This is a genomic window from Aerosticca soli (assembly GCF_003967035.1).
Taxonomy (GTDB): Bacteria; Pseudomonadota; Gammaproteobacteria; order Xanthomonadales; family Rhodanobacteraceae; genus Aerosticca; species Aerosticca soli.
This window is the reverse complement of the sequence record NZ_AP018560.1, coordinates 313,748-327,515: the sequence shown is the minus strand read 5'-3', so window position 1 is coordinate 327,515 and position 13,768 is coordinate 313,748. Positions and strand designations below refer to the sequence as shown.

The 13,768-nt window shown below is 70.8% G+C and carries 10 protein-coding genes; 6 read left to right on the top strand and 4 right to left on the bottom strand.

What is annotated here, in order from left to right; all coding sequences use genetic code 11:
- Positions 1 to 40: 40 nt before the first annotated feature.
- A complete protein-coding gene (locus ALSL_RS01415) occupies positions 41 to 1,018 on the top strand; it encodes an alpha/beta fold hydrolase (RefSeq protein ID WP_231700260.1) in 978 nt (325 codons plus the stop codon).
- A gap of 184 nt (positions 1,019 to 1,202) precedes the next feature.
- On the opposite strand, the gene ALSL_RS01410 is transcribed toward ALSL_RS01415, so the two are convergent.
- Positions 1,203 to 1,970 (bottom strand): M48 family metallopeptidase, encoded by a 768-nt coding sequence (locus tag ALSL_RS01410; protein WP_126535959.1) that lies wholly within the window; start codon positions 1,968 to 1,970, stop codon positions 1,203 to 1,205.
- A 92-nt stretch (positions 1,971 to 2,062) separates the two neighbouring features.
- Positions 2,063 to 2,980, bottom strand: a complete 918-nt coding sequence (locus ALSL_RS01405) for a recombination-associated protein RdgC (RefSeq protein WP_126535957.1) — start codon at positions 2,978 to 2,980, stop codon at positions 2,063 to 2,065.
- A 357-nt stretch (positions 2,981 to 3,337) separates the two neighbouring features.
- Here ALSL_RS01405 and ALSL_RS01400 point away from each other — a divergent pair, with 357 nt between their 5' ends.
- Positions 3,338 to 6,418: a TonB-dependent receptor gene (locus tag ALSL_RS01400; RefSeq protein WP_126535955.1), complete on the top strand. Its 3,081-nt coding sequence runs from the start codon at positions 3,338 to 3,340 to the stop codon at positions 6,416 to 6,418.
- On the opposite strand, the gene rsmI is transcribed toward ALSL_RS01400, so the two are convergent.
- A complete protein-coding gene (gene rsmI / locus ALSL_RS01395) occupies positions 6,415 to 7,251 on the bottom strand; it encodes a 16S rRNA (cytidine(1402)-2'-O)-methyltransferase (protein WP_126535953.1) in 837 nt (278 codons plus the stop codon). The genes ALSL_RS01400 and rsmI overlap by 4 nt on opposite strands.
- Positions 7,252 to 7,445: 194 nt before the next feature.
- Between rsmI and ALSL_RS01390 the strand changes: the two genes are divergently transcribed.
- The 3 genes from ALSL_RS01390 to ALSL_RS01380 all read left to right on the top strand — a co-directional run bounded on the left by ALSL_RS01390 (position 7,446) and on the right by ALSL_RS01380 (position 10,926).
- Positions 7,446 to 9,257 (top strand): penicillin-binding protein activator, encoded by a 1,812-nt coding sequence (locus tag ALSL_RS01390; protein ID WP_126535951.1) that lies wholly within the window; start codon positions 7,446 to 7,448, stop codon positions 9,255 to 9,257.
- Between the two features lie 8 nt (positions 9,258 to 9,265).
- Positions 9,266 to 9,616 carry a YraN family protein gene (locus ALSL_RS01385; protein WP_126535949.1) on the top strand — a complete coding sequence of 117 codons (351 nt, stop codon included), beginning with the start codon at positions 9,266 to 9,268 and terminating at the stop codon, positions 9,614 to 9,616.
- Positions 9,617 to 9,846: 230 nt separating this feature from the next.
- On the top strand, positions 9,847 to 10,926 hold the full coding sequence (locus ALSL_RS01380; protein ID WP_126535947.1) for a 3-deoxy-7-phosphoheptulonate synthase: 1,080 nt from the start codon (positions 9,847 to 9,849) through the stop codon (positions 10,924 to 10,926).
- A gap of 61 nt (positions 10,927 to 10,987) precedes the next feature.
- Here ALSL_RS01380 and ALSL_RS01375 read toward each other — a convergent pair whose 3' ends face one another.
- Positions 10,988 to 11,488, bottom strand: a complete 501-nt coding sequence (locus ALSL_RS01375) for a hypothetical protein (RefSeq protein WP_126535945.1) — start codon at positions 11,486 to 11,488, stop codon at positions 10,988 to 10,990.
- Positions 11,489 to 11,573: 85 nt separating this feature from the next.
- On the opposite strand from ALSL_RS01375, the gene ALSL_RS01370 reads away from it, so the two are divergent.
- Positions 11,574 to 13,706, top strand: coding sequence for a bifunctional (p)ppGpp synthetase/guanosine-3',5'-bis(diphosphate) 3'-pyrophosphohydrolase (locus ALSL_RS01370; RefSeq protein ID WP_126535943.1), 2,133 nt, complete (start codon positions 11,574 to 11,576; stop codon positions 13,704 to 13,706).
- Positions 13,707 to 13,768: the final 62 nt, after the last annotated feature.

Genomic DNA, 13,768 nt, shown 5'->3' with positions numbered 1-13,768 from the left:
GTCACACGTCACGCATCATCGCCACCATCGAAACGACGCCATGACCGACATCGACCGCCCGCTCTGGCAACGCCTGCTGCTGCGCCGGCTGAAGTTCCTGCTCGTCGTGATCGCCGTGCTCGCGCTGCTGTTCGGCGGCGGTTACCTCTTCGCGCCGCAGTGGCTGCTGCGCGCCGACAACGCGCGGCAGGCGATGGCCGCGCACCTGGAAAGCCACAGCGTGCAGGCCGGCGACACGCGCTGGGTCTACTACGAAGGCGGCCAGGGGCCGACGCTGGTGCTGCTGCACGGCTTCGGCGCCGACCGCAGCGTGTGGCTGCCGCTGGCCAGGGAACTCGGCGGGCATTTCCACTTGGTGATTCCCGACCTGCCGGGCTGGGGCGAGTCCTCGCGCATCGAGGGCGCCAACTACGACCTCGACGCGCAGGCCGCGCGCCTGCAAGACTTCGTGCAGGCGCTCAGGCTCGGCCGCTTCGTGCTGGTCGGCCATTCGATGGGCGGCGGCATCGCCGGCGTGTACGCCGCCGAGCATCCCGAGCACGTGGCGGGGCTCGCGTTGATCGACGCCTTCGGCCTCAAGATGCGCGAGAACGACTTCGCGCGCGAATCGCTGGCCGGGCGCAATCCGTTCGTCTACGACGACCGCGCCGGCTTCGAGCGCGTGCTCGCGCTGACCTTCGCCAGGCCGCCGTCGATGCCAGGGCGCATCGAGGACGTGTTCATCGCACGCAACCGCGCCGCCCGCGCCTTCATCGAGCGCACCTTCGATGCGCTGCGCCGACCCGAACAATACCTGGCGGTGCAGCAGCGGCTGGACCGGCTGACCATGCCGGTACTGGGCCTGTGGTGTCGCGACGACAAGGTGATGGACGTCTCCGCGCTCGACAGCCTGCGCGCGGGGCTCAGCCACGCCGCATCGATCGACAGCGCGGTGCTGTACGGCTGCAACCACATGCCGATCCTGGAAAAGCCGGCCGACGTCGCGCGCATCCTCACCGGCTTCGCGCTGTCGCACTAATCCTGCCGTGCGGCCCCCGGCCTGCACGACCGCACGTCCGGCAGCCGGCCAGCCGCGTCGCTCCGCACGGACCCAAGCCGCCGGCTCATCGGCCTCGCCATCGGCGCGCGACCTTCGGCCCACGCAAAAGGCCGCCCGGGGCCCATCGCTGGACCTGCCCGCGGAGCGGCGTCCGCGGAAGGCTTCAATCGACCTCGGCGACCAGGCGGTCCAGCTCGGCCTTCAGCATCGCGCCGTTGACGCGCAGCCAGGCGCGCTGCTCGCGCCAGTCGGGAAAAAGCTTCGCCACCTCCGCCCAGAAACGCGGCGCGTGACTGCGCACCTTGAGGTGGCACAGCTCATGGACCAGCACGTAGCGCAGCGCCGAGGGCGGCGCGAGCACGAGGGCGAGATCGAGGTTGACGCGGTCGCGCGTGTCCAGGCTGCCCCACAGGCTCTTCAGCGGGCGGATGCGCAACGCGGTCGGCGCACGGCCGAGCTGCGGCACATAGGCGGCCATCCAGCGCGAGACGTCGCGGCGCATCTGCGCCTCCAGATGGGAGGCGAGCAGCCCGCGCGCCATCGGCAGCGCCCGCGTGTGCGGACGCGGGATCACCACGGTGAAGCCTTCCGCCGCCGGCAGCACGCGCGGGAAGGGGCCCTCGGCCCAGTCCAGGCGTGCCGTGCCGCCGCGCCAGGGAAAGCGGATCGGCACGCCGACCCGCAACGGCGGCAGCGGCCGCGCGAGCAGGTCGAGCTCGGCGAGCTTGCGCTCCAGCCATTCGGCCTGGCTGCGCAGGAAGGCGCTGATCTGGGCCGGATGGGTGCCCTGCGGATAGCTGACGCGGGCGCCCTTGGGCGTCACCGTCAGGCGCAGCCGGCGCGCGCGCGGATGCGGCGATTTCAGCACGCGGATGCTGCCGCCGCGCACGGTGGTGAGTTCCAGCCAGTCGCCTTCCAGATGCTGCGCCATGTGCCACCCGCTGCCGAAGGGTCAGCCTGTCGGCAATGTGCGGCGGCATGGCCGGCAGCGCAAGCCCGGCAGCGCGATACGCGCCCGTACGGTCAACTTTCGGCCGGCCGCGCCAGCCCGAACCAGGCCTCCATGCGCGCGAACAGGCGCTCGAGCTCCAGGGTGAGCAGCGCAAAGGCGGCGTCCGCCTCGGCGGCGGCATCCTCGGGACTGTCGGGCAGCTCCTCGGTGACCGCGTCGAGGAATTTGAGCTTGCGCACGACGAGATCCTCGCCGAGCACGAAACTCATCCGCTCGTCGAACACCAGCCCGAGCTGGAACACCTGCTTGCCGTTGCGCAGGTGCTCCTTCACCTCATCGGCATCCAGCGCCTGGCGCCGGCATTTGACCACCGCGCCGGTGGCGCCGGCCGGGTCGCGCAGCTCGCATTCATCGCCGAGCGCGAGCTCGCCGGGCAGGTTGCCGCTGCCCAACCATTCGGTCATCAGCGCGCGCGGGCTCTCCTCGGGCGCGGGTGGCAGCGCCGGAAAGCTGCCCAGCGCCTCGCGCAGCCGGGTGAGCGCGTTCTCGGCCGCCTTGCGGCTGGCAGTATCGAGCACCAGCCAGCCCTGCCGGCGATCCAGATAGCCCGACAGGCGCGAGCCGCGTACGAACGCGCGCGGCAGCAGCTCGGCGTAGACCGCCTCCTTGAGCCGCTTGCGCTCGCGGCCGCCGACCCGGCGGCCGTCCTCCTCGGCGATCTGTTCCAGCCGGCGGGCGAGTTCGTCGTTGACCACCGCGGCGGGCAGGATCTTTTCCTCGCTGCCGACGCAGAAGCCGTGGCAGTCGTTCACCGCATGCACCAGCGCGGCCGCCTCGCCACGCCCGACCGGCGGCACGAACCCGCCCGTGGCGAGCTCCAATGGCCCGCAGGGGCGCAGGCGATGCGCCGCCAGCGCCTCCTCCAGGCCATCCAGTCCGGCGGCGACCGCGGGCGAGAAACGGAACAGGGTCAGATTGCGGAAAAACATGCGGACCTTCAGGGCGACGACGGCAGGGCGGAACCGCCCATGATAGCCGGCGCCTCACGGGCCTGCCCGCGGCCGTCCACTGCCGGAACGCCGCAAGGCGCCCGCTGGCGATGTCGCGCAAATCCGACATGGCCCGCATTCGGCCCTCTATACATCCAGACGGCCTTTGTTATATAACCGGCCTTGCATGCTGCGTAGCAGCAAACTGGCGGTGCGTCGCATGCGCAGCGCCCATGCGGCGCGGCATGCGGTTTTGCGCATCGCGGCAAATCGCCTCGTCGAAGCTCAAGGGGACTCGACGTACGCGGCGGATGCGGCGCCGGCCATCAGCCACTCACAATGAAGGGGAAACGCAAGATGAGCATCCGCCACAATGCCGGACGGAAACTCTTGGCGATCGCGATCGGCTGCACCTGCGTCCAGCAGCCCGCGCACGCGCAGGCCACCACCGGCAGCATCTTCGGTACGGTCGAGCCCAGCCGCGGCGACAGCGTGCTGATCCGCAGCGCCACAGGGCTTACTCGCGAGATCCCGCTCGATGCGCGTGGCCGCTACGCCGTCAGCCAACTGCCGGTCGGCAACTACACCGTCGTCCTAAAGCGCAAGGGCGTGGCGGTGGAAACCCGCGACGCGGTGAACGTGCGGGTCGGCGCCGGCGTCGAAGTGTCCTTCGCCGCGCCGGCCGCACGCACGCTTGCGGGCGTCGACGTCAATGCCAGCTCGCTGACGTCGGTGGACGTGACCAGCGTCGACTCGCGTACCGTCATCACCAGCGAGCAGCTGGCCAGACTGCCGCTCGGACGCAGTGCCGAGGCCATCGCCCTGCTCGCCCCCGGGGTGATCAACAACGGCGGCAGCTTCACCAGCGCGACCGGGCATTCGCTGGTCAGCTTCAGCGGCTCGGCTGCCAGCGAGAACGCCTATTACATCAACGGTTTTTCCACCACCGATCCGCTGAGGGGCCTGGGCGGCCTGTCGCTGCCTTACGGCGCGATCGAGCAGGAGGAGGTCTATACCGGCGGCTACAGCGCGATGTACGGCCGCTCCGACGGCGGCGTCATCAACATCATCGGCAAGCGCGGCACCAATGACTGGCACTTCGGCGCGCAGCTCCTCTGGGAACCGGCCTTCGCCCGCGCCAACGCGCGCAACCGCTATTTCCGCAACGGACTGCCGGCCTCACCGGTGCCGGGCGACCCGTACCTGTACGCCCCGGACAGCGAGGATCGCCAGTGGACCACCACCGCGAGCGCCTATGCCGGCGGCCCGCTGATCAAGGACAAACTGTTCTTCTTCGTGGCCGGCGAATTCCAGCGCCAGGAAGGACACGTGGTCAATCCGACCATCAATTACAACTCCAACAAACCGTACGTGGATTACCGCTACAAGGATCCGCGCTGGTACGCCAAGCTGGACTGGAACATCACCGACAGCAATATCCTCGAAATCACCGGCGCCTCGGACAAGCACGAAACCAACGGCTCGATCTACGACTACGACTATTCGCTGCGGCGACGGCTGGGCTTCAAGGGGTATGACAACCGCACCAAGACCGGCGGCGATTTGTATACGCTCAAATACACCGGCTACCTCACCGACAACCTCACGGTCTCGGCCATGTACGGCAAGATGAAGACCAACGACTACAGCCAGCCGGTCGGCTATGACCCTAACCTCACCTATGTCACCGACATCAAATACCAGAACCCGGCGCTCAATGGCGGCACCCCGATCGGCAACGCCCAGGCCATCGACAGCCTGACCTCGCCCAACCGCGGCAACAAGACCAACAACTACCGGCTGGACATCAGTTACCAGCTGGGCGACCACACCATCACGCTGGGCATCGACAACCAGAACGCCAAGGCGATCGATCAGGGCTCGGCCACCTCCGGGCCCGGTTATTCGTGGGACTACGGTTATACCGAAACGCCCTTCGTGCCCATCTCCACGGGACTCGGCGTCGATGCGCCGGGCTACTACCCGAACGGCGCGAGCGGTTACTACGTGATCCGCAACGTCGCCTCGAGCCTGGCCACGGTGCGCTCGGCCCAACGCGCGCAATATGTCGAGGACAAATGGCAGGCCACCGAGCGGCTGCTGCTGTCGCTCGGCCTGCGCAACGACCAGTTCACCAATTACAACAGTGCCGGCGACGCCTTCGTGCGGCAGCGCAAGCCGCAATGGGCGCCGCGTCTGGGCTTCGCCTGGGATGTCGATGGCGACGCCACCTTCAAGGTCTACGGCAATGCCGGACGCTATTACCTCGCGCTGCCGCTCAATCCGGCCCTGAATGCGGCCGGCGGCCAGCTTGATACCCAGCAGTACTTCACCTATGCCGCCATCAATCCGGACGGCACCCCGGCAGGGCTGGTCGCCTTTTCACCGCCCGTGGCAGCCAACAACACTTTCGGCCAGCTGCCTGATCCGAAAACGGTGACCAGCAAGGGGCTCAAGTCCGAATACCAGGACGAATTCATTCTCGGCTTCACCAAGACGCTGGGCAGTGCCTGGGTATACGGCGCGAAGGCGACCCAACGGATCCTGCGCAACGCCATCGACGACTACTGCTATCTGCCCGACGGCGACCGTGTGCAGGCCAAGGCCGCCTCGCTCGGCTACGACGTCACCTTCGAGACCGGCGCCGACGGCAAGCCGGCCAGCAACCCGGTCAGCTGCTGGCTGATCAATCCGGGCAAGGCCAATACCTTCACCCTGATCGACACTTCCGGCCAGTACCGCGAGGTGCGGCTGAACAACGCCGAATTCGGCTTCCCGCATCTCAAGCGACGCTACTACGGACTGGAAACCTTCCTGGAGCATCCCTTCGACGGCACCTGGTACGGCAAGCTGACCTACGTCTTCTCGCGCAACTACGGCAACACCGAAGGCCAGCTGCGTTCGGATCTGTATGCCTCGGGCCGCGCGACCGGACAGACCGCCACCTCGACCACGCAGGACTGGGACAACAGCTACATCATGGAAAACGCCAACGGCGTGCAGAACAACGACCGCAAGCACCAGCTCAAGTTCTACGGGTATTACCAGTTCAGTCCCGAATGGCTCGCCTCGGCCAATCTCAGCGTGATCTCCGGAGCACCCCGCCAGTGCCTGGGCGCCTATGGCCCGCAGGCCACCGACCCGGCCGGTTACGGCAACAGCTATCACTGGTGCAACGGCCAGCCCTCGCCGCCCGGCAGCCATGGCCGCCTGCCCTGGATCCGCCAGCTCGATCTCGGGGTCACTTACCGTCCCGACTTCGCCGCCGGCCGCCTGGGCTTCAGCGCCAACGTGTTCAATGTGCTGAACGAGCAGCGGGAGACTGCCATCTACCCCTACTCGGTACGAAGCGGCACCACGCCCAATCCGCTGTATGGGACCGCGGCGGCCTATCAATCCCCGCGCTATGCGCGCCTGAGCGTGAGCTACGACTTCTAGTCCGCCGGCTCGGCGCCATAGAGCCGCCGCCGCGGCGCGCCGGTGATCGCCGCGGCCAGGCGCGCCGCCTGCGCGGGGGGCAGCTCTTCGCGCAGCAGGGCGAACACGCGCCGCCCCTCCGCCAGTTCGGCCTCGGCCGTGTCGGCGTGGCCGGCGACCAGCAGCACGCACTCGCCGCGCTGCTGGTCGGCATCGGTCTTCACCCGCAGGGCGAGCTCGGCGAGCGGCGCGGCGAGCACGGTCTCGAAACGCTTGGTGAGTTCGCGCGCGAGCACCGCCTCGCGGTCCGTGCCGAGGATGCCGGCGGCATCGTCCAGACTCTCGCTCAGGCGATGGCAGGATTCGTAGAAGATCAGCGTGCGCGGCTCGCCGGCCAGTTCGCGCAACCGTACCCGCCGCGCCGCCGCCTTGGCCGGCAGGAAACCCTCGAACACGAACCGGTCGCTGGGCAGACCCGCCACCGACAGCGCGGCGATCGCCGCGCACGGGCCGGGCACCGGGCTCACCCGCACGCCGGCCGCGCGGGCCGCCCGCACCAGACGGAAGCCCGGATCGCTCACCAGCGGCGTGCCGGCATCGCTGACCAGCGCCACCGAGGCGCCGGCGACCAGCCGCCGTACCAGCGCGTCCACCGCGGCGCGCTCGTTGTGCTCGTGCAGCGCGGTGAGCGGGGTATCGATGCCGAAATGACGCAGCAGCGCGCCGCTGTGACGGGTGTCCTCGGCGGCGATCAGGTCCACCGCGCGTAACGTGGCGAGCGCACGGGCGGAGATGTCGTCGAGATGGCCGATCGGCGTGGCGACCACCCACAGGCAACCGGGTGCGGTGGGCATGGGAAGCGTCCTCGAGGTGGCGAACCGGCGGCATGACGCGCCGGAACAATCTGCTTATGATCGCCCAAAGGCGCGCCGCAAGAGCGAGCACGGCCCAGCGCGGCGGGAGCCGGCACGGCAAGCCGCCGGCGATCGGTGCGGCCTTTTCCAGGCCGACCCGCGCCTTCAAGCCACACCTTTGCAAGGACCGTTCGATGCGCACGTTCCGTCTGGCCGGACTCGGCCTGCTGCTCGCCCTGGGGTTCGCCGGCTGCGCGCCGGGCCCCGCCGTGCGCTCGCCGGCCGAAACCGCCGAAGCCGCGCGCGCCGCCGAGCTCGCCCGCCAAGGCCGGTTCGACGAGGCGGCGCAGGCCTACCAAGCGCTGGCCGCCGGCAGCGCCGTGCCGGACCACTACCTGCTGCAGGCGGCGGAGAGTTATCGCGAGGAAGGCGCGATCGCACGCGCCGCCCCGCTGCTCGAGCAGATCCATGGCGAGCGCCTGACCGACGACGAACGCGCCCGCTACGTGCTGCTGCGCGCCGAGGCCGCGCTGGCACGGAACGATCCGGCCACCGCGCTCAAGCTCACCACCCAGCCCGGCCTGAACCTGCCTGCGGCACTGCGGCCGCGGCTGCTCGAACTGCGCGCGCGGGCGCAGGAAGCCACCCACGACGACTGGGCGGCCGCGCAGACGCGGGTGGCGCTCGACGCCGAGCTCAAGGGCATCGACCAGACCCAGAACCGCAAGCAGGCGATCGCGCTGCTGAGCCGGCTCGGCGCACCGGCGCTGCGCCAGCGCGCCGCGGCGATGCCGCCCGACGACCCCATGCTGCCGTGGGTGAACGAGGCGCTCGCCGCGCTGGGCGAGCCGGTCGGCCATGCCCAGGCGACCCTGGGCGCGCCGGTCGGCACGCTGTTGCCCGGTGCCGGCGCCAACGTGCGCGAGGGTTTCCAGATGCCGGCCAGGATCGCCCTGCTGCTGCCGGCGTCCGGTCCCTTCGCCGAGCCGGCGCAGGCGATCCGCGAGGGTTTCTTTGCCGCCTACGCCGACGATGCCCGCAACCACGTGCCGCGCGGCGAGGTCCGCGTGTACGACAGCGGCGGCGATGCCGCCGGCGCGCTCAAGGCCTACCGGCAGGCGGTGGCCGATGGCGCCCGCCTGGTGATCGGGCCGCTGGTGCGCGGCGAGGTGTCGGCGCTGTTCGGGCAGCCCCTGCCGGTACCGCTGCTCGCGCTCAACCATCCCGACGATCGCGGCCTGCCGGCCAACGGCGCGAGCGAATTCGGCCTGCTGCCGGAAACCGAGGGCGCGCAGGCGGCCGACCATCTGGCCGAGCGCGGCGTGCATACGGCCTACACGATCGTCGCCGCCGCCGATTTCGCGCAACGCGCCGCGCACGCCTTCGGCGCCGAGTTCGAGGCGCGGGGCGGGCATCTGGCCGGCACCGTCACGCTGCCGGCCGGGGTCAACTACGCCGCCGCGATCGGCTCGCTGCACCTGGACGGCGCCGCCACCGACGCCGGCATCTTCATCAGCATGCGCCCGCAGGAGGCGCGCCTGCTGTTGCCGCAGCTGCGGCTGGCGCGGGTGACGCTGCCGGTGGTGGGCACCTCGCACATCTGGACCGGCGTCGACGATCCGGGCGCCGACGCCGATCTCAACGACGTCGAGTTCTGCGACGCCCCCTGGCTGTTCGACGCCCAGCCGGGCCTGCCCGAACACGCCCGCATGGCCGCCCTGCTGCCGAGCGCGCGCGGCACGTCCGCGCGGCTGTTCGCCTTCGGCATGGATGCCTGGAAACTGGCGCCCTACCTGGACTGGCTGCGCGCCCATCCGGGCAGCTATCTGCCCGGCGCGAGCGGCCAGCTCACCGCCGACCCATTCGGCCGCGTGCGCCGCGTGCTGATCTGGGCCCGCTTCAGCGACGGCCTGGCGCGTCCGCTGAGCGGCAGCCTGGAACTGGACGTGCCGGCCGCCGCGCCACCCGCCCCGGCGGCAGCCGCGTCCGCCCCCGTCCCGCCCTGACCACCCCCTTGCGCGCCACCGGCACCCGTTTCGAACAGCAGGCCTGGACGGCGCTGGAGCGCGCCGGGCTGGTACTGCTCGCACGCAACTACACCAGCCGCTACGGGGAGATCGACCTCATCGCCCGCGACGGCGACAGCGTAGTGTTCGTCGAGGTGCGCCAGCGCGCCGGCGCCGCGCATGGCGATGCCGCCGCCTCGGTGACGCCGGCCAAACAGGCGCGGCTGATCCGCACCGCACGGCTGTGGCTGGCCGCGCATCCCGAACACGCCTGGCGCGCCTGCCGCTTCGACGTGGTGAGCTTCGACGGCGCCGCCGCCCGCATGCGCTGGCTGCGCGGCGCCTTCGAGGCCGAATGAAAAAATCCTTGCATGATCGCGCCGGTGCTGTTACCAATGTTGCCCATGACCTCCGCCGCCCGCGCCTACTTTTGGTTTTACCGCCATCCGACATCGGCGGCGGAGGCCCGCGCGCGACCTTAAGAAAACCCCCCCGGTCGAACGCAACCTCAAGAAAAAAGCCGCCAGCCCTGGCGGCTTTTTTCTTGGGGCCGCCGGGATCCCAAAACCCCTTCAAGGAGTCTTGCCGAATGTCCACCCCCAACGACGACCTGCGCATCCAGGCGCTGCACGAACTCATCACGCCGGCCGCGCTCATCGAGCAACTGCCCGCCACCGCCCGCGCCGCGGCCACCGTCGGCGCCGGCCGGCAGGCGGTGCACCGCATCCTCGCCGGCCAGGACGACCGCCTGGTGGTGGTCATCGGCCCCTGCTCGATCCACGATCCGGACGCCGCGCTGGACTACGCCGAACGCCTCGCCGCCGAGCGCAGCCGCCTGGCCGGCGAGCTCGAGATCGTGATGCGGGTGTATTTCGAGAAACCGCGCACCACGGTGGGCTGGAAGGGGCTCATCAACGATCCGGACCTCGACGGCAGCTTCCGCATCGACAAGGGGCTGGCCCTGGCCCGTCGCCTGCTGCTGGAGGTCAACGCGCTGGGTCTGCCGGCCGGCACCGAGTTCCTGGACATGGTCACCCCGCAGTACATCGCCGACCTCATCGCCTGGGGCGCGATCGGTGCGCGCACGACCGAGAGCCAGGTGCATCGCGAGCTCGCCTCGGGGCTGTCCTGTCCGATCGGCTTCAAGAACGGCACCGACGGCAACGTGCGCATCGCCGCGGAGGCCGTGATGGCCGCGGCCCAGCCGCATCACTTCATGGCGGCGAGCAAGCAGGGCCGCATCGCCATCGCCGCCACCACCGGCAACACCGATTGCCACGTGATCCTGCGCGGCGGCCCGCAGCCCAACTACGACGCCGCCAGCGTGGCGCAGGCCTGCGCGCTGCTCGAGGACTCGGGTCTGCCGCCGCGGCTGATGATCGACGCCAGCCATGCCAACAGCCGCAAACTGCCGGAAAACCAGCCCTCGGTGGTCGAGGCGGTGGCCGCGCAGCTCGCCGCCGGCGAACGGCGCATCATCGGCATGATGGTGGAAAGCCACCTCGTCGCCGGCCGGCAGACGCTGCGCCCGGGCGTGCCGCTCGTCTACGGGCAGAGCATCACCGACGGCTGCATCGGCTGGGATACCACGGTCGAGGTGCTCGACCGTCTGGCCGCGGCGGTGCGGCAACGGCGCCGGGCGACGGCCCCGGCGCCGGCGCTGGCGTGAAGAACCGCCGCGCAGCGGTGCGGAAGGGCCGCGGACCGGCGACGACCGCGCCGCGGCGTGGTCAGTCCGCCGGCGCCACCCGCGCGCTGGTGTTGTAGCCCTCGACCTTGAGCAGCCAGCCGCCGAACGGGCCGTGCTTGACGGTGACCGCCGGCGCCTCGAGCGGCCGGCCGGTGACCAGGCTGCTGTCGTCGACCACCCGCCAGCGCTGGCCGTTGGCCAGGGTCAGCACGTCGCCCGCATGCCAGCCGGTGAATCGTCCGGCGATGCGGCTGCTGATCGTGTCCTGCCTGGCGGCGGCGGGTGCGGCCGGGCGCTCGGCGGCCTGCGCGGCGGCCCGGGCGCTCGGCAACTGCGAGACCGGCACCACGTCGACGAGCTCGCCGCCATGCGCGGCCAGCCAGCGTTCCAGGGTCGCCAGCTCGGCAGGCGAAAGCCGGTCCAGCCCGGCGGCGTGGAACTGTGCCTCGCCCATGCGCTGGCGCAACGGATCGGCCTGCTGCGCGAGGCCCGCCGAGGCCGGCAGCCACGCACAGACGAGCAAGCAGAGGATTTTGTTCATGGCAGCACTTCCGCATGACCGGTCAAAGCGATTGTCGCATGCGCGCATCGCCGCGCCAGCCCGGCCACGCCCCTAGAATGAGCCCATGGTGCAGACCGCCGCCCCGTCCAGTCTCGACGCCTGGCGTGCCCGCCAGGCGGATCCGCCGGCCTGGCTCGCCGAGGCGCTGAGTGCCTGTGAGCGGCTGCCGGCGGCCGAGCAGGCGGTGCTCGCCGACACCCTGAGCCTGCTCGAGCAGCTGGGCTGCGACGTGCAGACGCAGGCCGCGGCGCCCTGGTACGCGCTCGCCCGGATCGACCCGGACGCCTGGCAGGCCCGCGCCGCCGGTCTGCCGGAAGGCCTGCGCCGGCTGGTGGAGGGGCAGCTCGCCGCCGAAAAAGTCTGGACGCTGCATGCGCAGCGGGCGCCGGGCAGCGGCTCGGAGGGGCTGCGCCGGCTGCTGCTGGCGATCATCCGCGACCTGCGCGTGGTGTTCGTGCTGCTCGCCCGGCAACTGGCGCGGATGCGCGCCGCCGCCGCGCTGCCGGAGGCCGAGCGGCGCGAACTGGCCGCGCTCACCCGCGACATCCACGCCCCGCTCGCCAACCGGCTCGGCATCTGGCAGCTCAAGTGGGAACTGGAAGACCTCGCCTTCCGTTACCTGGAACCGGACGTCTACCGGCGCATCGCCGCCCTGCTCGACGAGCGCCGCGCCGACCGCGAGGCCTTCATTCGCGAGACCCTGGACACGCTCGGCCGCGCGCTCACCGAGGCCGGCATCCGCGCCGAGCTCGCCGGGCGGCCCAAGCACATCTATTCCATCTGGAAAAAGATGCAGCGCAAGGACATGGATTTCACCGCGCTGTACGACATCCGCGCGGTGCGCGTGCTGGTCGACTCGGTGGCCGACTGCTACGCCGCGCTCGGCGTGGTGCACACGCTGTGGCCGCATCTGCCCGGCGAGTTCGACGACTACATCGCCCGGCCCAAGGGCAACGGCTACCGCTCGCTGCACACCGCGGTGATCGGTCCGCACGGCAAGACGCTGGAGGTGCAGATCCGCACCCACGCCATGCACCGCGACAACGAGCTCGGCGTCGCCGCGCACTGGCGCTACAAGGAAGGCGGCGGCGCCGACGCCGAGTTCGAGGCCAAGATCGCCTGGATGCGCCGGCTGCTGGAATCGCGCGGCGACGAGGGCGAGCTTGCCGCCGACCTCAAGACCGAGCTGGTCGAGGACCGCGTCTACCTGCTCACGCCCAAGGGTGAGGTGATCGACCTGCCGCACGGCGCCACCGTGCTCGACTTCGCCTACCACGTGCACACCGAGGTCGGTCATCGCTGCCGCGGCGCCAAGGTCAACGGGCGCATCGTGCCGCTCAGCTTCCAGCCGCGCAGCGGCGACCGCGTGGAAATCATCACCGCCAAGCAGGCCGAGCCCAGCCGCGACTGGCTCTCGCCGCACCACGGCTACCTGCACACCGCGCGGGCGCGGGAAAAGGTGCGCCTGTGGTTCCGCCGGCTCGCCCACGACGCCAACCTGGCCGCCGGCCGGGCGATCTTCGAGCGCGAACTGAAGCGCCTGGCCCTGCCGGCTCCGGACCAGGCCGCGCTGGCGGCGCATTTCCACCTCAAGACCTTCGACGAGCTGCTGATGGCGCTCGCGCTCGGCGAGGTGAGCGGCGGCCAGCTCGCCCGCGCCGTGCAGGAAGCCGCGCATGTGGCGCCGCCGGCCGCGCCCGGCACGCCGGTATCGCCGCCACGGCGCAGCGAAGCACCCGACCACGACGCGCTGCGCATCGAGGGCGTGGGCAACCTGCTCACCTCGCTGGCCCGCTGCTGCCAGCCGCTGCCGGGCGATGCGGTGCGCGGCTACGTCACCAAGGGCCGCGGCGTGTCGGTGCACCGCGCCGACTGCCCGAGCCTGGCCCGGCTGGCCCGGCGCGAGCCCGAACGGGTGATCGCGGTGAGCTGGGGCGAAGGCGCGCCGCAGACCTACGAGACCGACATCCTGCTCGAGGCCTACGACCGCAAGGACCTGCAGAAGGACGTCACCGGCGCGATCAGCAACGCCAACATGCCGATCGTCGCGTTGACCAGCCGGGTGGCGCCGCGCACCGGCCTGGTGACCATGCGCTTCACCGTGCGCGTGCGCGACTTCGAACAGCTCTCGGGCCTGCTCGCCCGGCTTGCCGCGCTGCCCAACGTGATCGAGGTGCGTCGGGTCGGCGCCGGCTGAACGGCCGCCGCGGGCGGCCTTCGCCGCGATGCTAAGCTGGCCTGCGCCGCCTCGGCGTCTCC

Excerpts from the sequence above, each read along its gene's own strand:
- ALSL_RS01415 (WP_231700260.1), top strand. The coding sequence starts at position 41 with ATGACCGACATCGACCGCCCGCTCTGGCAACGCCTGCTGCTGCGCCGG.
- ALSL_RS01410 (WP_126535959.1), bottom strand. The coding sequence starts at position 1,970 with ATGGCGCAGCATCTGGAAGGCGACTGGCTGGAACTCACCACCGTGCGC.
- ALSL_RS01405 (WP_126535957.1), bottom strand. The coding sequence starts at position 2,980 with ATGTTTTTCCGCAATCTGACCCTGTTCCGTTTCTCGCCCGCGGTCGCC.
- ALSL_RS01400 (WP_126535955.1), top strand. The coding sequence starts at position 3,338 with ATGAGCATCCGCCACAATGCCGGACGGAAACTCTTGGCGATCGCGATC.
- rsmI (WP_126535953.1), bottom strand. The coding sequence starts at position 7,251 with ATGCCCACCGCACCCGGTTGCCTGTGGGTGGTCGCCACGCCGATCGGC.
- ALSL_RS01390 (WP_126535951.1), top strand. The coding sequence starts at position 7,446 with ATGCGCACGTTCCGTCTGGCCGGACTCGGCCTGCTGCTCGCCCTGGGG.
- ALSL_RS01380 (WP_126535947.1), top strand. The coding sequence starts at position 9,847 with ATGTCCACCCCCAACGACGACCTGCGCATCCAGGCGCTGCACGAACTC.
- ALSL_RS01375 (WP_126535945.1), bottom strand. The coding sequence starts at position 11,488 with ATGAACAAAATCCTCTGCTTGCTCGTCTGTGCGTGGCTGCCGGCCTCG.
- ALSL_RS01370 (WP_126535943.1), top strand. The coding sequence starts at position 11,574 with ATGGTGCAGACCGCCGCCCCGTCCAGTCTCGACGCCTGGCGTGCCCGC.